This is a genomic window from Thalassospira sp. (assembly GCF_040218635.1).
In the GTDB taxonomy this organism is placed as follows: Bacteria; Pseudomonadota; Alphaproteobacteria; order Rhodospirillales; family Thalassospiraceae; genus Thalassospira.
This window is the reverse complement of record NZ_JAVJRB010000012.1, coordinates 855,777-869,112: the sequence shown is the minus strand read 5'-3', so window position 1 is coordinate 869,112 and position 13,336 is coordinate 855,777. Positions and strand designations below refer to the sequence as shown.

Annotated in this window: 15 protein-coding genes; 8 read left to right on the top strand and 7 right to left on the bottom strand. The window is 51.4% G+C overall.

What is annotated here, in order from left to right:
- Positions 1-23: 23 nt before the first annotated feature.
- Entirely contained in the window at positions 24-524 is a 501-nt protein-coding gene (locus tag RIC05_RS18020) for a CinA family protein (RefSeq protein ID WP_350045951.1), read from the bottom strand.
- A 4-nt stretch (positions 525-528) separates the two neighbouring features.
- Positions 529-1,011 (bottom strand): phosphatidylglycerophosphatase A family protein, encoded by a 483-nt coding sequence (locus RIC05_RS18015; RefSeq protein ID WP_350045950.1) that lies wholly within the window; start codon positions 1,009-1,011, stop codon positions 529-531.
- Between the two features lie 227 nt (positions 1,012-1,238).
- On the opposite strand from RIC05_RS18015, the gene RIC05_RS18010 reads away from it, so the two are divergent.
- Together RIC05_RS18010 and RIC05_RS18005 are read left to right on the top strand one after the other, a co-directional pair.
- Positions 1,239-2,564 (top strand): peptidoglycan DD-metalloendopeptidase family protein, encoded by a 1,326-nt coding sequence (locus tag RIC05_RS18010; RefSeq protein ID WP_350041898.1) that lies wholly within the window; start codon positions 1,239-1,241, stop codon positions 2,562-2,564.
- Positions 2,524-2,979, top strand: a complete 456-nt coding sequence (locus tag RIC05_RS18005) for a bactofilin family protein (RefSeq protein ID WP_350041897.1) — start codon at positions 2,524-2,526, stop codon at positions 2,977-2,979. Before RIC05_RS18010 ends, RIC05_RS18005 begins: the two co-directional genes overlap by 41 nt.
- A 141-nt stretch (positions 2,980-3,120) precedes the next feature.
- Here RIC05_RS18005 and RIC05_RS18000 read toward each other — a convergent pair whose 3' ends face one another.
- Positions 3,121-3,819 (bottom strand): haloacid dehalogenase type II, encoded by a 699-nt coding sequence (locus RIC05_RS18000; RefSeq protein WP_350045949.1) that lies wholly within the window; start codon positions 3,817-3,819, stop codon positions 3,121-3,123.
- Positions 3,820-3,898: 79 nt separating this feature from the next.
- Entirely contained in the window at positions 3,899-5,932 is a 2,034-nt protein-coding gene (locus RIC05_RS17995) for a lytic transglycosylase domain-containing protein (protein WP_350045948.1), read from the bottom strand.
- A gap of 209 nt (positions 5,933-6,141) precedes the next feature.
- On the opposite strand from RIC05_RS17995, the gene dapA reads away from it, so the two are divergent.
- From dapA to RIC05_RS17975, 4 genes are all read left to right on the top strand, one after another.
- The gene (gene dapA / locus RIC05_RS17990) at positions 6,142-7,023 is read left to right on the top strand and encodes a 4-hydroxy-tetrahydrodipicolinate synthase (RefSeq protein WP_350045947.1); all 882 of its coding nucleotides are present in this window, start codon (positions 6,142-6,144) and stop codon (positions 7,021-7,023) included.
- A 17-nt stretch (positions 7,024-7,040) separates the two neighbouring features.
- A complete protein-coding gene (gene smpB, locus RIC05_RS17985; RefSeq protein WP_350041893.1) occupies positions 7,041-7,517 on the top strand; it encodes an SsrA-binding protein SmpB in 477 nt (158 codons plus the stop codon).
- 135 nt (positions 7,518-7,652) lie between these two features.
- Positions 7,653-8,312: a sulfite oxidase-like oxidoreductase gene (locus RIC05_RS17980; RefSeq protein ID WP_350045946.1), complete on the top strand. Its 660-nt coding sequence runs from the start codon at positions 7,653-7,655 to the stop codon at positions 8,310-8,312.
- Positions 8,313-8,400: 88 nt separating this feature from the next.
- Entirely contained in the window at positions 8,401-8,901 is a 501-nt protein-coding gene (locus RIC05_RS17975) for a glutathione peroxidase (RefSeq protein ID WP_350045945.1), read from the top strand.
- Between the two features lie 42 nt (positions 8,902-8,943).
- On the opposite strand, the gene recQ is transcribed toward RIC05_RS17975, so the two are convergent.
- The 3 genes from recQ to RIC05_RS17960 form a co-directional block, all read right to left on the bottom strand.
- Complete coding sequence (gene recQ / locus RIC05_RS17970) at positions 8,944-10,776, bottom strand: DNA helicase RecQ (RefSeq protein ID WP_350045944.1); 1,833 nt, start codon at positions 10,774-10,776, stop codon at positions 8,944-8,946.
- Positions 10,777-10,795: 19 nt separating this feature from the next.
- The gene (locus RIC05_RS17965; protein ID WP_350045943.1) at positions 10,796-11,437 is read right to left on the bottom strand and encodes a uracil-DNA glycosylase; all 642 of its coding nucleotides are present in this window, start codon (positions 11,435-11,437) and stop codon (positions 10,796-10,798) included.
- Positions 11,438-11,514: 77 nt separating this feature from the next.
- Positions 11,515-12,123: a LabA-like NYN domain-containing protein gene (locus tag RIC05_RS17960; protein WP_350041935.1), complete on the bottom strand. Its 609-nt coding sequence runs from the start codon at positions 12,121-12,123 to the stop codon at positions 11,515-11,517.
- 206 nt (positions 12,124-12,329) lie between these two features.
- On the opposite strand from RIC05_RS17960, the gene folK reads away from it, so the two are divergent.
- Both folK and rpoZ read left to right on the top strand, forming a co-directional pair.
- Positions 12,330-12,878: a 2-amino-4-hydroxy-6-hydroxymethyldihydropteridine diphosphokinase gene (gene folK / locus RIC05_RS17955; RefSeq protein ID WP_350045942.1), complete on the top strand. Its 549-nt coding sequence runs from the start codon at positions 12,330-12,332 to the stop codon at positions 12,876-12,878.
- 109 nt (positions 12,879-12,987) lie between these two features.
- A complete protein-coding gene (rpoZ, locus tag RIC05_RS17950) occupies positions 12,988-13,320 on the top strand; it encodes a DNA-directed RNA polymerase subunit omega (protein ID WP_350041933.1) in 333 nt (110 codons plus the stop codon).
- The last annotated feature ends 16 nt before the right edge of the window (positions 13,321-13,336 follow it).

Sequence of the window (13,336 nt, the reverse complement as noted above, 5' to 3'; positions counted from 1 at the left end):
TGACCGAAATGTCGTGCACAAGGTTACGCGCGGTCAATCATCTGTGCGATGAGGTCAAAGGCCTTAAGCACCGTTGCCTTGCGCACCGCATGACGATCACCGGGAAAGACTTCGTGATACGTGATTGTCGTGCGATCTTTGCCTGCACAGCCAAAATGAACCAGTCCAACCGGTTTATTGGGGCTGCCACCACCCGGACCGGCAATGCCGGTCACAGAAATCGCGATGGTCGCGTTGGGCGAACGTTCCAAGGCACCTTCACACATGGCCCGTGCAACTGGTTCGGAAACCGCCCCGAATTTTTCCAGCAGATCATTGCCCACGCCGATCAGCTGATGTTTGGCTTCGTTTGAATAAGTGACGAAACCACAATCAACCACGGATGAACTGCCATCAACTCCGGTCAGGCTGCCGGTGATCAGGCCGCCCGTACAGGATTCGGCTGTGGCGATCATTTCACCGTTTGAAGTGCATTTGGCGATCAGATCGCTTGCAGCTATCAGGATGTCATTTTCAATCTGCATTGGTTTATCCGCCAATCAGGTGAACCAGAACTGCCAAGACAATCATGGCAAATACACCAGCCAAAACATCATCAAACATGATGCCAAAGCCACCACCAACCCGGCGGTCCACCCAGCGTATCGGCCATGGCTTTAGAATGTCAAAAAATCGAAACGCGATAAATGCCGCCAACAGCCAGATGATGTCGATCCATCCCGCCCCAAGCGGAATGACCATCAAGCACATCCATTGGCCGACCACTTCATCAATGACGATTTCGCCCGCATCATGAATGCCAAGTAAATGACTATATTGATGTGCCGCCCATACGCCGATGCCAAAAATAACAATGCTGGCGATGATGAGTGCACTGTTCCCGCCAATTGCCCAAATCAACCAACCAAAGGGTAGGGCGGCCAATGAACCGGCTGTGCCGGGGGCCTTGGGACTTTTGCCACTATAAAACCATGTGGCGCTACAGGTGATCATGAAACGGGAAAAAGACATTTAAGATTTACATGTTAGCTATGGAAGATGGGCATTGGTAGCATGGCAAAGACCAGGGGCGGTGAAAATTTTGCAATTAAGAATGTGTTAACATGCTTGCTTGAGGCCCGACTTACAGGTAGCGTAAAGAAAAAGACGTATAAGTCGCAGGCGGGGCCGAAAAAGAAACTCTGCGTAACCGGGCAATCCGGGCGTAGTTACGAGCAACTAGGGGTTAAACACTGAATATGTCGGCGTTTGAAGGCATGCGTCGCTTGGTGAATAAGTGGTTTCCGGACCGGCAGGTCCTTGTCCGGTCCAATGATTCCGTTTACCAACTTCGTCTTGGAAAATATGCGCAGCTTACGTTGGCTTCGTTCGGGGCCGCCGCGATTACGTGGTCGGTCGGGGTTACTGGCTATAGCTGGTATCTGGATCAACGTCTTGCGGTGCGCGAAGAGCAGCTTTTCCGCAGCGAGCTGTCCTATAACCGTCTGATTGCACGTGTGACCGAAAGTCAAAGACGTTTCGGGGAAATTACGTCTCAGATGGAAGATACCCATCGTAATCTTTTGTCGATGGCGGAAAAGAACCTGCAGCTTCAAGCGCGGGTACAGGATTACACCTCGAAACTCGAGAGTAGCGAGAAAGAAAAAGTCCATATTTCGTCTCTTCGGACGTCGATGGATAACCAGATGAATGCGCTTCAAGGGCAAATTGACGGGATCACGAACCGTAATCTTGCTTTGCGCGATGAACTTGAAACCGTTGAAACCGTCATGTCGCGTGTCATGCGCGAACGCGATCAGGCATTACAACGGTCGAAAAAGCTACAGGGTGAGCTAAGCGATGCGCGCCAACGCATTGCGGATCTACATACCGTGCAGCAACAGGCCATGCAGCGTGTCGCCGAAACGGCAGACAGCACCATTCTTGAACTTGAAAACGTTCTGGAAATGACCGGCCTGCAGCCAGGAACCTTTGTTCTGCCGCCAATGAAACCGCAAGAACCCGGGGTTGGTGGACCGTTTGTGGCCTTTGAGCCAGAACACCCGCAGGATGAAGAATTTTTAAGTGTCGCCGTGGCGCTCAGTGATCGTATGGATCTTCTTGCCAGTCTGCATGACAGATTGAAAAAGACGCCGCTTGGTCAGCCAGCTGCGTCTTACTACTTATCAAGTTCGTTCGGCAAACGAAAAGACCCGATCAATGGTCGCTGGGCTTTTCATTCCGGTGTTGATCTCGCCGGGCCGATCAAGACACCAATTCTGGCAACTGCACCCGGTAAAGTGGTGCATGCAGGATGGAGTGGCAAATACGGGAAGATGGTCGAAATTGACCATGGGAACGGTGTTCGAACCCGTTTTGGCCATTTATTTAAGGTCCTCGTTAAGAAGGGCGATGAAGTGCGTTACCAAGACCAGATAGCGTTAATGGGAACGACTGGACGAAGCACGGGCAGCCACGTTCATTACGAGGTGTTGGTCAATGATAAGCCGGTCAATCCCCTAAAGTTCATTGAGGCGGGACGTTATGTTTTCAAAAACGAGCAAGACGACACAAACAACAACTAGAAACGGCCATTCGGCTGCTGATAAAAAAGGCGGCCTTTCGGTCATCAATGCAGATCTTCGTGTAACGGGTGATCTGATTTCTGAGTCGGACGTTCAGGTCGATGGGACGGTTAACGGTGACATTCGCACCCGAAACCTGACAATCGGTCAAAGCGGGGAAGTCCGCGGCGAGATTATCGCCGACAAAATCCGCATTTGCGGTGCTGTCATCGGTCAGGTCCGGGCACGCGATGTTTCACTGGCTGAAACCGCCCGAATGATTGGGGACATTCTTCACGAGAGCCTCTCGATCGAGCCGGGCGCCCATATCGAAGGGCATTGCCGTCGCATCGAAGGCGTGGCTGAAGAAGGCGGCTTGACCGTCATTCAGGCAGGGCAGGTCGTTGCTTCGAACGTGAAGAAAGAAAACAAGTAATCATCAAAAGATGATTTTCGGTCTGTGGCGATGACGGGTCCGGTCATTGGATGCAAACGGATACACACATACAAAAAGGCAGGCTCCAGATGGGCCTGCCTTTTTGACGTTTGGTCGTATGTTTGTGACGTGTTCCGTTACTTATGCCGTCTTGGGCGCTGAGAGCAGCGGCAGCAATTCATCAAGGCTGCCCAGAATGACATCGGCTTCATGCGAAAGACGTTCTTTGGGTTGTTTGGTCCGGTTGATCCAGGCGGTTCTGAACCCAAAATGACCTGCACCGGCAATGTCCCAGCCATTTGATGACTGGAATGAAATTTCGGCAGGCTCAAGTTCAAGCTTGTCGACAGCCAGTTGATATACATCGGGATGAGGTTTGTAGGTTTTCAGTTCATCAACGCAAATGATCTGGTCAAACAGGGTCAAAATTCCCGATGATTTGGCCGCGGAAATCAGCATGTGCCGGGCACCATTCGACAGGATGGCAAGCTTGTGCCCCTGTGCTTTTAAGGTGTTCAGCGTTTCAACAACTTCTGGAAAAGTATCAAGGGATAGATAGGTTTCCATCAGTTTGGCCCGCAGAACCGGATCTTTTTTGCCCGTTTGGTCCAGGGCGTAATCAAGCGCATCGCCCGTTACGGTCCAGAAATCGGCGAACTCGCCCATCAGGCTGCGCAGCCAGGTATATTCAAGTTGCTTTTGCCGCCATGTCGCGGACAGCCGTTCTGCTTCGTCGCCGACGCTATCACGCAGTTTTGCAACCGCAGAGCCAACGTCAAACAAAGTGCCATACGCATCGAAAACAAAAGCGCGGCAGGAAGATAGTGCATTATCGGACATATTACGGACCTTTTCTGACAAGCAGTATGGATCGAATATGGGCAATCTGGCCAAAAGCGCAAATCAGCACAGGACAGTTTTAGTCTGTCGCAGGCGTATCGTTCTGACCCATTGCAATCTCGTCGCGGGCAAAACGCCGGCGATAGACATAGGTTCCCTCCATCACGCGCTGAACGTAATTTCGGGTCTCGCTGTAGGGGATCATTTCGATCCAGTCGACAAGGTCGACCTCCGGATCGCGCGGATCACCATATTCATTGATCCACTGGCGAACGCGGGTTGGACCGGCGTTATAGCTGGCGATGGTCAGGACCTCCTGACCGTTCCAACGATCAAGCAACCGTTCAAGATAGGCGCGGCCAACGGCAATGTTAAATGATGGATCCGATGTCAGGCGGTCGGTGTCATATTCCAAGTCCAGCGACTGTGCCATGCGTTGTGCCGTTGCCGGCATCAATTGCATCAGGCCCCGCGCACCGGCCGACGATACGGCCAACGGGTTGAACAGGCTTTCCTGACGCATGATCGCATGAACAAGGGCAGGGTCAGGTGCCCGACCAAGCGGAACCTGTTCATGGATCGGGTAGGCGGCATCAAGATACCCACTACCGGTTCGGATGCTGCGTTTTGCGGCAATGATCCCAAGGTCAGTACGGCCATATTCGCGGGCAAGATCAGTCGCCATCGCAAGATATTCCGGCTCATCATGCTCATAGACCAGCGCCATGATGAAAGGACGGATGATGTTGCCAAGACCCATCTCACCAAGTTTACGAACGACTTGGGTTAATTCCTGATCTTCAAAGGCAGCACGTTGTTCTGCTGTTGGAACCGGTTGTTCCACCGAATAGGTCGGCTTGGCACCAAGCGCATCAATTGCCAGTTGCCCATAGAAGGTGTGGGCATGCTGGGCTGCAAGTTCAAACCATTCTTTCGCGCGTTTTTCATCACCAATGGCCGCATTCGCACGACCCGCCCAATAGGCGCCGCGTGACAAGCTTATGGGATATTGCACAACATCATAAAGGTTCTGGAAATGCGTCAGGGCAATTTCGGCATCGCCCAAAAATTCAAGTGCAATCCAACCGGCATACCATTCGGCCTCGGCAATATCGCCTGCATCGGTTTGACCATGATTGGCGACCAAACGGTAGGCATCGGTAATATGGCCTTTTTGCAAGGCGCGCCGGGCAAGAATGGCCTTTTCAAGCCACCAGTATTGTGGTCGGATCGAAATGTAAGCCAGATCATTGGCCTGCGATAACAAAAGATCACGGGCTTCTTGATCGCGATCCTTGATACGGCGCCAACGCACGCGTTCATAAATCAGACCGGGATCATTGCGATATTTTTCCGGAACACGGTTAAGTACAGCATCGACACCCCCCTCCATTGCGCGCAACGAAGCACGGGCTTCTGCCAGCAAACGATAATCGTCGCTGACATATTTCATGGTGCGCGATGCCGTGCTCAGACGACCTTCCCATAACAAACGATCCAGACGCTGTTGGTGGGTTTCCTGATCAATATATTTGCCATAACGGCTGAGGAACCGGCGTTCTTGACCATTGCCGAAATTCTCGTTGATCCAGCTTGACCGTACCAATGCAATGGCAGCGGATTCTTGACCCGCACCCAAAAGGGCTTTGACCTGACGGGTCGCACCATCGGCCGTAACCGGGGCAGAGCGTTTGAACCATGCAAGGATTTCTTCATCCGGCACCGCATCGGTCATGGCTTCTTCGGCGCGCTGACGTAGCAGCGCCTGACTGGGCCATTTGGGATGGGCGTCGATAAAGGTGGTAATTTCTTTAAAGCTGCGACCCGAATTCGGGGATGCCAGCAGCATCCATTCAGCAGCTTTTTGCAGAAGGGGATCATCAAAATTGGGCAGAAGTTTCGTGAAGCTTTCGGTTTTCCCATCTTCAACAGCTTCAAGAAATGCATTCAATCTTGCACGGCTGACAGCAGAATAGGTTGGCGAAGGCGGCTGCATTTGAAGAACGTTGTCTTCATTTGCGGCGGCCTGCACCTGATTGCCATGTGGCATCAGTATCGAAAAGCCCAGTGCCAATGCGCAGACCGAAACCTTGCGGAAAGACGCTTGCGCCATATAATTGTCCCCTTAGCCTGACGGCATCAAAAATGCACTCTAGACCCGCGCATTATGGCAGCGAAATCGATAAAAGCCAAACAGTCCTGATGGGAAATTGCAACCCCGATCACTGTTCGTTTCGATTAATGTATACAGTGCTTGCGGGAATCACCAACAGCCGCTATTTTCGCGACCGCTTTCAAACCATCCTTCATTTGGAGATCTCTATGTTTAAGGGTTCAATCACAGCTTTGATCACGCCGTTCACGCAAGATGGCGCGATTGATGAAAAGGCGTTCCAGTCTTTTGTCGATTGGCAACTTAAACAGGGCACGACAGGTGTTGTGCCTGTCGGAACCACCGGTGAATCACCAACACTGAGCCATGCCGAACACCATCGTGTGGTTGAACTGGCACTGGAAGTGGCCAAGGGCCGCGGTCCTGTGATTGCCGGTACGGGGTCAAATTCGACCGCAGAAGCCGTATCTTTGACCCGTCATGCGCAGAATGCCGGTGCGGATGCAGCACTTGTTGTGACACCTTATTACAACAAGCCGACCCAAAAGGGTCTTTATGCGCATTACAAAGCCATTCACGATGCGACCGATATCCCGATTATCATCTACAATATTCCGGGCCGTTCGATTGTCGATATGAATGTCAATACCATGGCGCAGCTGGCAAAATTGCCGCGCATTGTTGGTGTCAAAGACGCGACCAGCGATCTTGAACGTCCGGCATTGACCCATCTGGCTGCGGGTGCTGATTTCTGTCAGCTTTCAGGTGAAGACGGGACAATTGTTCCGTTTCTTGCACAGGGTGGTCATGGCTGCATTTCTGTGACTTCGAATATTGCACCGAAACTGTGCGCTGATTTGCATGCTGCATGGGCGGCCGGGAGCATTGCCAAGGTTCAGGAGTTGAACTATCGACTGATGCCGGTTCACAAGGCGATGTTCTGTGAATCAAGCCCGGGTCCGGTAAAATACGCAGCTGAGCTTCTTGGCCTTTGCGGCAGCCATATGCGCCTGCCGATGGTCGAGATCGAAGAAGAATCCAAACGCAAGGTCGAAGCAGCACTTAAGAACGCTGGTCTTCTCGGCCATTAAGCGATAACAAGCGACCTATGGCACCTAAAAAAGAAATAGATAACAACAAGGTCGTCGCGCAAAATCGGCGAGCCCGTTTTGACTTTTTCCTGACGGAAACTTTCGAAGCAGGGATCGCTTTGCGTGGCACCGAAGTTAAGTCGTTGCGTGATGGCAAAGGCAATATTCAGGAATCCTACGCCGAAGCCAAGAATGGCGAAGTGTGGCTGATCAATGCTTATATTCCTGAATATCAAAGTAAAATGCCGTTCGGTCACGAAGAACGCCGTCCGCGTAAGTTGCTGTTGCGTAAGCGCGAAATTACCAGAATGCATGATGCGCTGAACAAAAAGGGTTTCACCCTTGTTCCGGTCAAATTGTATTTCAATGAACGCGGTATTGCGAAACTTGAAATGGCCATTGCCGAAGGTAAGAAAAAGGCAGACAAGCGCGAAGCGGTCAAAGAACGTGACTGGCAACGTGATAAGGCCCGTCTCATGCGTGATTTTGGCTAGTTTCCAAAAATATGAATTTAGCTGATCGCGTGCATGTGAATTGCATTTGTCAGGTGATTTAATGATTTAATGGCGTCGTCATGGTGAACATGTCGGCGCCATTTTTCGTATCAGCTTGGTAAGAAGGAGAAATCCGTGACGCAAAGTTTTTCAGGCAAGATCAAAGACAAGCTGATTGAAGCGAAACGCAAATGGGCGGCTGACGGTCGTCTTTTAACAGGTGCGACGGATCAGGCACGCGAAAATCGCCTGCCGCCGGGGCAGCGACTTGTCAAAGACTGGCCGGTTCTTGATCTTGGCATTACACCGCATATCAGTGCTGATGATTTCAAGCTCCAGATCAACGGGCTGGTGGAAACTCCACTGGTGTTGAATTTCATGGATTTGCTTGATCTGGCAAATGTTGTGGCAGTTAACGACATCCATTGCGTTACCAGCTGGTCGCGCTATGACAATGAATGGCAAGGTGTGACAGCGCTAACATTGGCAGAAATGGTAAGGCCAAAGTCCGACGCCAAACATGTTTTGTTCACAGCACATGATGGCTATACGACAAATGTACGGATTGATCAGTTCGTGGATGAGGGCGTGTTGATTGCCCATCACTGGAATGGTGAACCATTATCCGAAGAACATGGTGGCCCTGTACGTGTGGTGATCCCGAAACTGTATTTTTGGAAAAGTGCCAAATGGGTACGCGAGATTACTTTTGCCAAAGATGATCAGCCCGGTTTCTGGGAAGAACGCGGTTATCATAACAATGCCGATCCCTGGACGGAGGAACGATATGGGTAAAGCTCAGCCAAAAATTGAAAAAGGTAGGCAATTCATTGTATTATGTCTGCTGTCAATGAGTGTCGTTACTTTTTTCTGGAGGGGTGCAATGGCATCGGGTGATACGCAAAGCGCGTATGACTTTTCATTCCCGTCAATTGTTGGCGGAGAACTACAACTTTCCGACTATCAGGGTAAAGTGATCCTGCTGGTCAATACCGCGTCAATGTGCGGCTACACACCGCAATATACCGGCCTGCAAAAACTGTGGGAAGATCATCAGGACAAGGGTCTTGTGGTGCTTGGCGTACCGTCGGGGGATTTTGGCGGGCAGGAATATGCTGATGATGCTGCCATTCAGGAATTTTGCGAGGTGAATTTTGATGTCGATTTCCCTATGACATCAAAAACCGAGGTTACCGGCGCAGATGCTCATCCGTTCTTTAAGTGGGCAGTGCAAGAGCTTGGTGCAGATAATGCACCGAACTGGAACTTCCACAAATATCTGATCGGACGAAACGGCAATCTGGTCACAAGTTTTGATACGCGGGTAAAGCCCGGTGATGATGAAGTCATTGCCGCAATACGCGCGGAACTTTCAGGCGGGTAACCACAGTTCCTGAAGATCAGATGGGTATGGTCGGGCAGGGCGTTAGCGTCGCCCGTCCATGACATCAAGAAATACCAAGCCATATTGATCAAGTTTTTTGACCCCGACACCATTGATGGATGCCATGTCCTGGAGGGTGCGGGGTTTAAAACGCACCATTTCCCAAAGAGTACGGTCGCTAAAGATCACATAAGGCGGGACGTTTTGGCTTGTGGCGAGTTCACGGCGCATGGTGCGTAAACGTTCCCACAAGTCGCGGTCTTCTTCATTTTCAAATTCGGTGTCGAAATCGCGTAGGCGGCGTGTCATCGCGCGTTTGCTTTCGCCCGGATCTTTGCGCATTTCAACGACTTTTTCGCCGCGCAGAACCGGTCGGGCTTCTTCGGTCAGGTAAACCCCGCCATGCCCTTCGACATTGACCTGCAAATACCCCATCGCCAAAAGCTGCCGGAAGACGGATCGCCATTGTGGTTGGGCGATATCTTTACCGATCGCATAAACGGTCAGGCTGTCATGGCCGTTCTGTCGGATTTTCTCGGTCTTGCGGCCCATCAGAACTTCGATTACGTGGGCCGGACCAAATCGCTGCCCGGTACGATAAACCGCAGACAGGGCTTTGCGCGATGCATCGGTTGCATCCCAGGTCTCAACCGGCTCAAGGCAGGTGTCGCAATTGCCACACGGTTTATGATCGTTTTCACCGAAGTAGGAAAGAATGACCTGTCGGCGGCATTTGGTGGTTTCGGCAAGCCCGACCAAAGCATCAAGTTTTTGCGATTCAATGCGCTTTTGTGCTTCTGGTGCGTCGGATCCAACCACCATGCCCCGGATGGATACAATGTCAGACAGATCGTAATTCATCCACGCATTGGCCGGAAGGCCATCACGACCGGCACGGCCGGTTTCCTGATAATAGGCTTCCATGCTTTTGGGCAGATTAAGATGGGCAACAAACCGGACATTGGGTTTGTCGATCCCCATGCCAAAGGCAACAGTCGCGCAAATGATCATGCCATCTTCGCGAAGGAACCGGTCCTGATGCCGTTGGCGCGTTTCCTGTGGCAGTCCAGCGTGATAGGGAAGCGCCGGGCGACCGTTTTCGGTCAGCCATTGGGCGACATCTTCGGTCTTGCGGCGCGACAGGCAATAGACAATCCCGGCATCTTCTTCATGTTCGCGGTTTAAGAACGATAGAAGGCGTTGCTTGGAATTACCCTTTGTTTCAATGCGGTAGGTAATGTTTGGTCGGTCAAACCCGGTGATGAAACATTGCGCATCGGTCAGGTGCAGATTTTCTGCAATATCCTTGCGCGTCGGCGTATCGGCCGTTGCGGTCAAAGCAATCCGCGGGACATGGGCAAAGCGCGTTGGAAGCAAATCGAGACGGCGATATTCCGGGCGGAAATCATGCCCCCATTGTGAAACGCAGTGGGCTTCATCAATCGCAAACAGTGAAATGCTGATCCGGTCCAAAAGGTTTAAGAACCGATCGGTCGCAAATCGTTCCGGTGCGACATATAAAAGGTCGATATCGCCATCAATTGCACGGGCTTCGATTTCGCGTGCTGCATCTGGCGCCAGCGTCGAATTGATAAAGGCTGCTTTAACACCAAGCTGATTAAGCGCGTCGACCTGATCTTTCATCAGAGCGATCAGTGGTGATACGACAACAGCCGTTCCGGGTCGGCACAGGGCAGGGACCTGATAACATAATGACTTGCCGCCACCCGTTGGCATCAGAACAAGTGCATCATTGCCTGCAATCACATGATCAATGATTTCAGCCTGTTGACCGCGAAAGCTGTCATAGCCAAACACGTCACGCAGGACGTCTATCGGCAGACGAAGTGGCGGTCGGTCGAGCAAGTCGTTCATAGGGGGTGTATCGGGCAAATTAACCGTCCAGATGTGCGCGGATGTCGGCAAAGACGTTTTCAAACATCTCTGGCGTCAGGCGATAGGTCTGGGTGTTGTAGCGCGAACAGTGATAGCTATCAAACAATGTGATGCCATTTTCCATTTTATGTGACGCGCGATGGCCAAATTTAAGCGATGAAAGCTTAAGCCCATAGGTGCGCAGCATGGCTTGATGGGCAACCTGACCAAGGCACAAAATCGCCGACAGGTTTTTCATCGCATCAAATTCACTGATCAGAAACGGCCGACAGGCATTGGCTTCTGGACCGGTTGGCTTGTTTTCCGGCGGAACACATTTGACTGCATTGGTAATGCGACAATCAAGCAGCTCCAACCCGTCATCCGGGTGCTTGGCATAAGTGCCTTTGGCAAAGCCGAATTTCTTAAGCGTATCGTACAAAAGATCGCCAGCATAATCGCCGGTGAAGGGGCGGCCCGTGGCATTTGCCCCCTTTAGACCCGGTGCAAGCCCGACAATCAGCAGCCGTGCATCAAGTGGTCCAAATGGACGCACCGGCCCGTTGTGAAAGTGTGGGAATTTTTCCTGATTGGCCCGCCGAAATTCGGCAAGTCGCGGGCAAAGCTGACAATCAAGATCGGGTTGCTGATAGGCGTTCATGGCATGTCTGACATTTTGCCGGTTACGGTGCGGGCCGTAACCGGTCGTGATCAGGATGGGGCGGGGGCAGTGTTCAATCAGGTGTAATCGAATTCATCAAGTTCAGGATGTTCGGGATGATCATCGATATCAGGATGGTCATCATCACGACGCTGCTGGACTTTACGTGCGATGGTGCCTTCAAGGTCCGTAAGCTCGATAAAGTGATCGGCCTGACGACGTAATTCATCCGCAACCATCGGCGGGTTTGATTTAACGGTGGAAACCACCGTCACCCGAACACCTTTACGCTGGATGGCATCTACCAGACGGCGGAAATCCCCGTCTCCTGAGAAAATAACAACATGATCAAGGTGTTGCGCCATTTCCATGACGTCAATTGCCAACTCGATATCCATGTTGCCCTTGATCTTGCGGCGACCGGTGGCATCGGTGAATTCCTTGGTCGGTTTTGTGACCATGGTATAGCCGTTGTAATCAAGCCAATCGACCAGCGGGCGAATAGGGGAATATTCCTGATCTTCGATGAGGGCCGTGTAGTAGAATGCGCGGATCAACTGGCCTTTTTGCGAGAACAGTTCCAAAAGGCGTTTGTAATCAATGTCAAAACCAAGTGCGCGTGCGGCCGCATACAGGTTGGAGCCGTCAATGAACAGCCCGATGCGTTCCTGCGGGTAAAAAATCATTTTAAAATTCCTCAAACATCAAATTTAATTATGCCGTTCCAAAAATACGGAACCCTCAATCTTTACCGTGGCTAGAAGGACAAAGAAAGGCGAAAATATCGTGGACAGAGTATCATGGCTTCCTTAGATATGCGCTCTTTCCTGCTGCTTGATACATGTGGCTCATCGTCAAACGGCCTGTATCCTTCGAACTGAAAGTCTGCTTTGTGAGTAAACCGTCACCATCGACCACCAGTACATCGTCAAATGATGTCATTTTGATTGCGTTTGGTGCCAACCTGCCTACAGAGGAATATGGTGCGCCAGCCCAAACATTGAAGGCCGCATTGCAACGTTTGGCCCAAGATGGCGACATTTCGATCGATCTTGTGTCATCGTTTTATGAAACGGCACCTGTGCCGGTTTCCGATCAGCCCTGGTATGTCAATGGTGTCGCACGGGTTTCAACCAGCCTTTCAGCCCACGATTTGCTGGAACGGTTGCATGAGGTCGAAGCTGAATTTGGCCGTGTGCGGCGTGAACGCAATGCCGCGCGTGTCATTGATCTTGATCTGATTGCCTATGGTCGGGAATTGCTGCGTGAGGATGATGGCATTCAGGTGCCCCATCCACGTATGGCAGAGCGTGCCTTTGTCTTGTTGCCTTTGCGTGACGTCGCAGTCGGCTGGGTTCATCCCGTTTTGGGGCGCACAGTTGAAGACCTGATTTCTGATCTTCCGGCAGATCAGCAAATTCGAAAGCAGGCGGAAAGCTGAAAACAGCAGTGAAAACCTTTTGCAAAGTGAGGTTTCGCTGTTGCAACACAAATGATCCGGCGCTATAAAGCTCGGTCTGGACACCCCAAAAGTATTTCTGGAGACATTTATGGCGCGCGTTACCGTCGAAGATTGCGTTGACAAGATCCCTAACCGCTTTGAGCTGGTCATGGTTGCTGCTCAGCGTGCACGCAACATTTCGGCTGGCGCTGAACTGACCATTGATCGTGACAACGATAAGAACCCTGTTGTTGCGCTGCGTGAAATCGCTGAAGTGAAAGTTGATTTCGACGAATTGCGCAATGGTTTGGTTTCGGGTCTGCAGCGGCATGTTGAATCCGATGATCCGGAAGAATCAGAAGATGATTTCGGTCCGAAACTGGTTGCAGAAGCAGTTCAAGACGCATCAGTTGGCGTTGTTGCTCCGTCGGAAGAAGAATAAGGACAGATTGATTTTG

Bases quoted from the DNA above. Each gene is read 5' to 3' on its own strand.
- RIC05_RS18020 (WP_350045951.1), bottom strand. From the start codon at position 524: ATGCAGATTGAAAATGACATCCTGATAGCTGCAAGCGATCTGATCGCC.
- RIC05_RS18015 (WP_350045950.1), bottom strand. From the start codon at position 1,011: ATGTCTTTTTCCCGTTTCATGATCACCTGTAGCGCCACATGGTTTTAT.
- RIC05_RS18010 (WP_350041898.1), top strand. From the start codon at position 1,239: ATGTCGGCGTTTGAAGGCATGCGTCGCTTGGTGAATAAGTGGTTTCCG.
- RIC05_RS18005 (WP_350041897.1), top strand. From the start codon at position 2,524: ATGTTTTCAAAAACGAGCAAGACGACACAAACAACAACTAGAAACGGC.
- RIC05_RS18000 (WP_350045949.1), bottom strand. From the start codon at position 3,819: ATGTCCGATAATGCACTATCTTCCTGCCGCGCTTTTGTTTTCGATGCG.
- RIC05_RS17995 (WP_350045948.1), bottom strand. From the start codon at position 5,932: ATGGCGCAAGCGTCTTTCCGCAAGGTTTCGGTCTGCGCATTGGCACTG.
- dapA (WP_350045947.1), top strand. From the start codon at position 6,142: ATGTTTAAGGGTTCAATCACAGCTTTGATCACGCCGTTCACGCAAGAT.
- smpB (WP_350041893.1), top strand. From the start codon at position 7,041: ATGGCACCTAAAAAAGAAATAGATAACAACAAGGTCGTCGCGCAAAAT.
- RIC05_RS17975 (WP_350045945.1), top strand. From the start codon at position 8,401: ATGGCATCGGGTGATACGCAAAGCGCGTATGACTTTTCATTCCCGTCA.
- recQ (WP_350045944.1), bottom strand. From the start codon at position 10,776: ATGAACGACTTGCTCGACCGACCGCCACTTCGTCTGCCGATAGACGTC.
- RIC05_RS17965 (WP_350045943.1), bottom strand. From the start codon at position 11,437: ATGAACGCCTATCAGCAACCCGATCTTGATTGTCAGCTTTGCCCGCGA.
- RIC05_RS17960 (WP_350041935.1), bottom strand. From the start codon at position 12,123: ATGATTTTTTACCCGCAGGAACGCATCGGGCTGTTCATTGACGGCTCC.
- rpoZ (WP_350041933.1), top strand. From the start codon at position 12,988: ATGGCGCGCGTTACCGTCGAAGATTGCGTTGACAAGATCCCTAACCGC.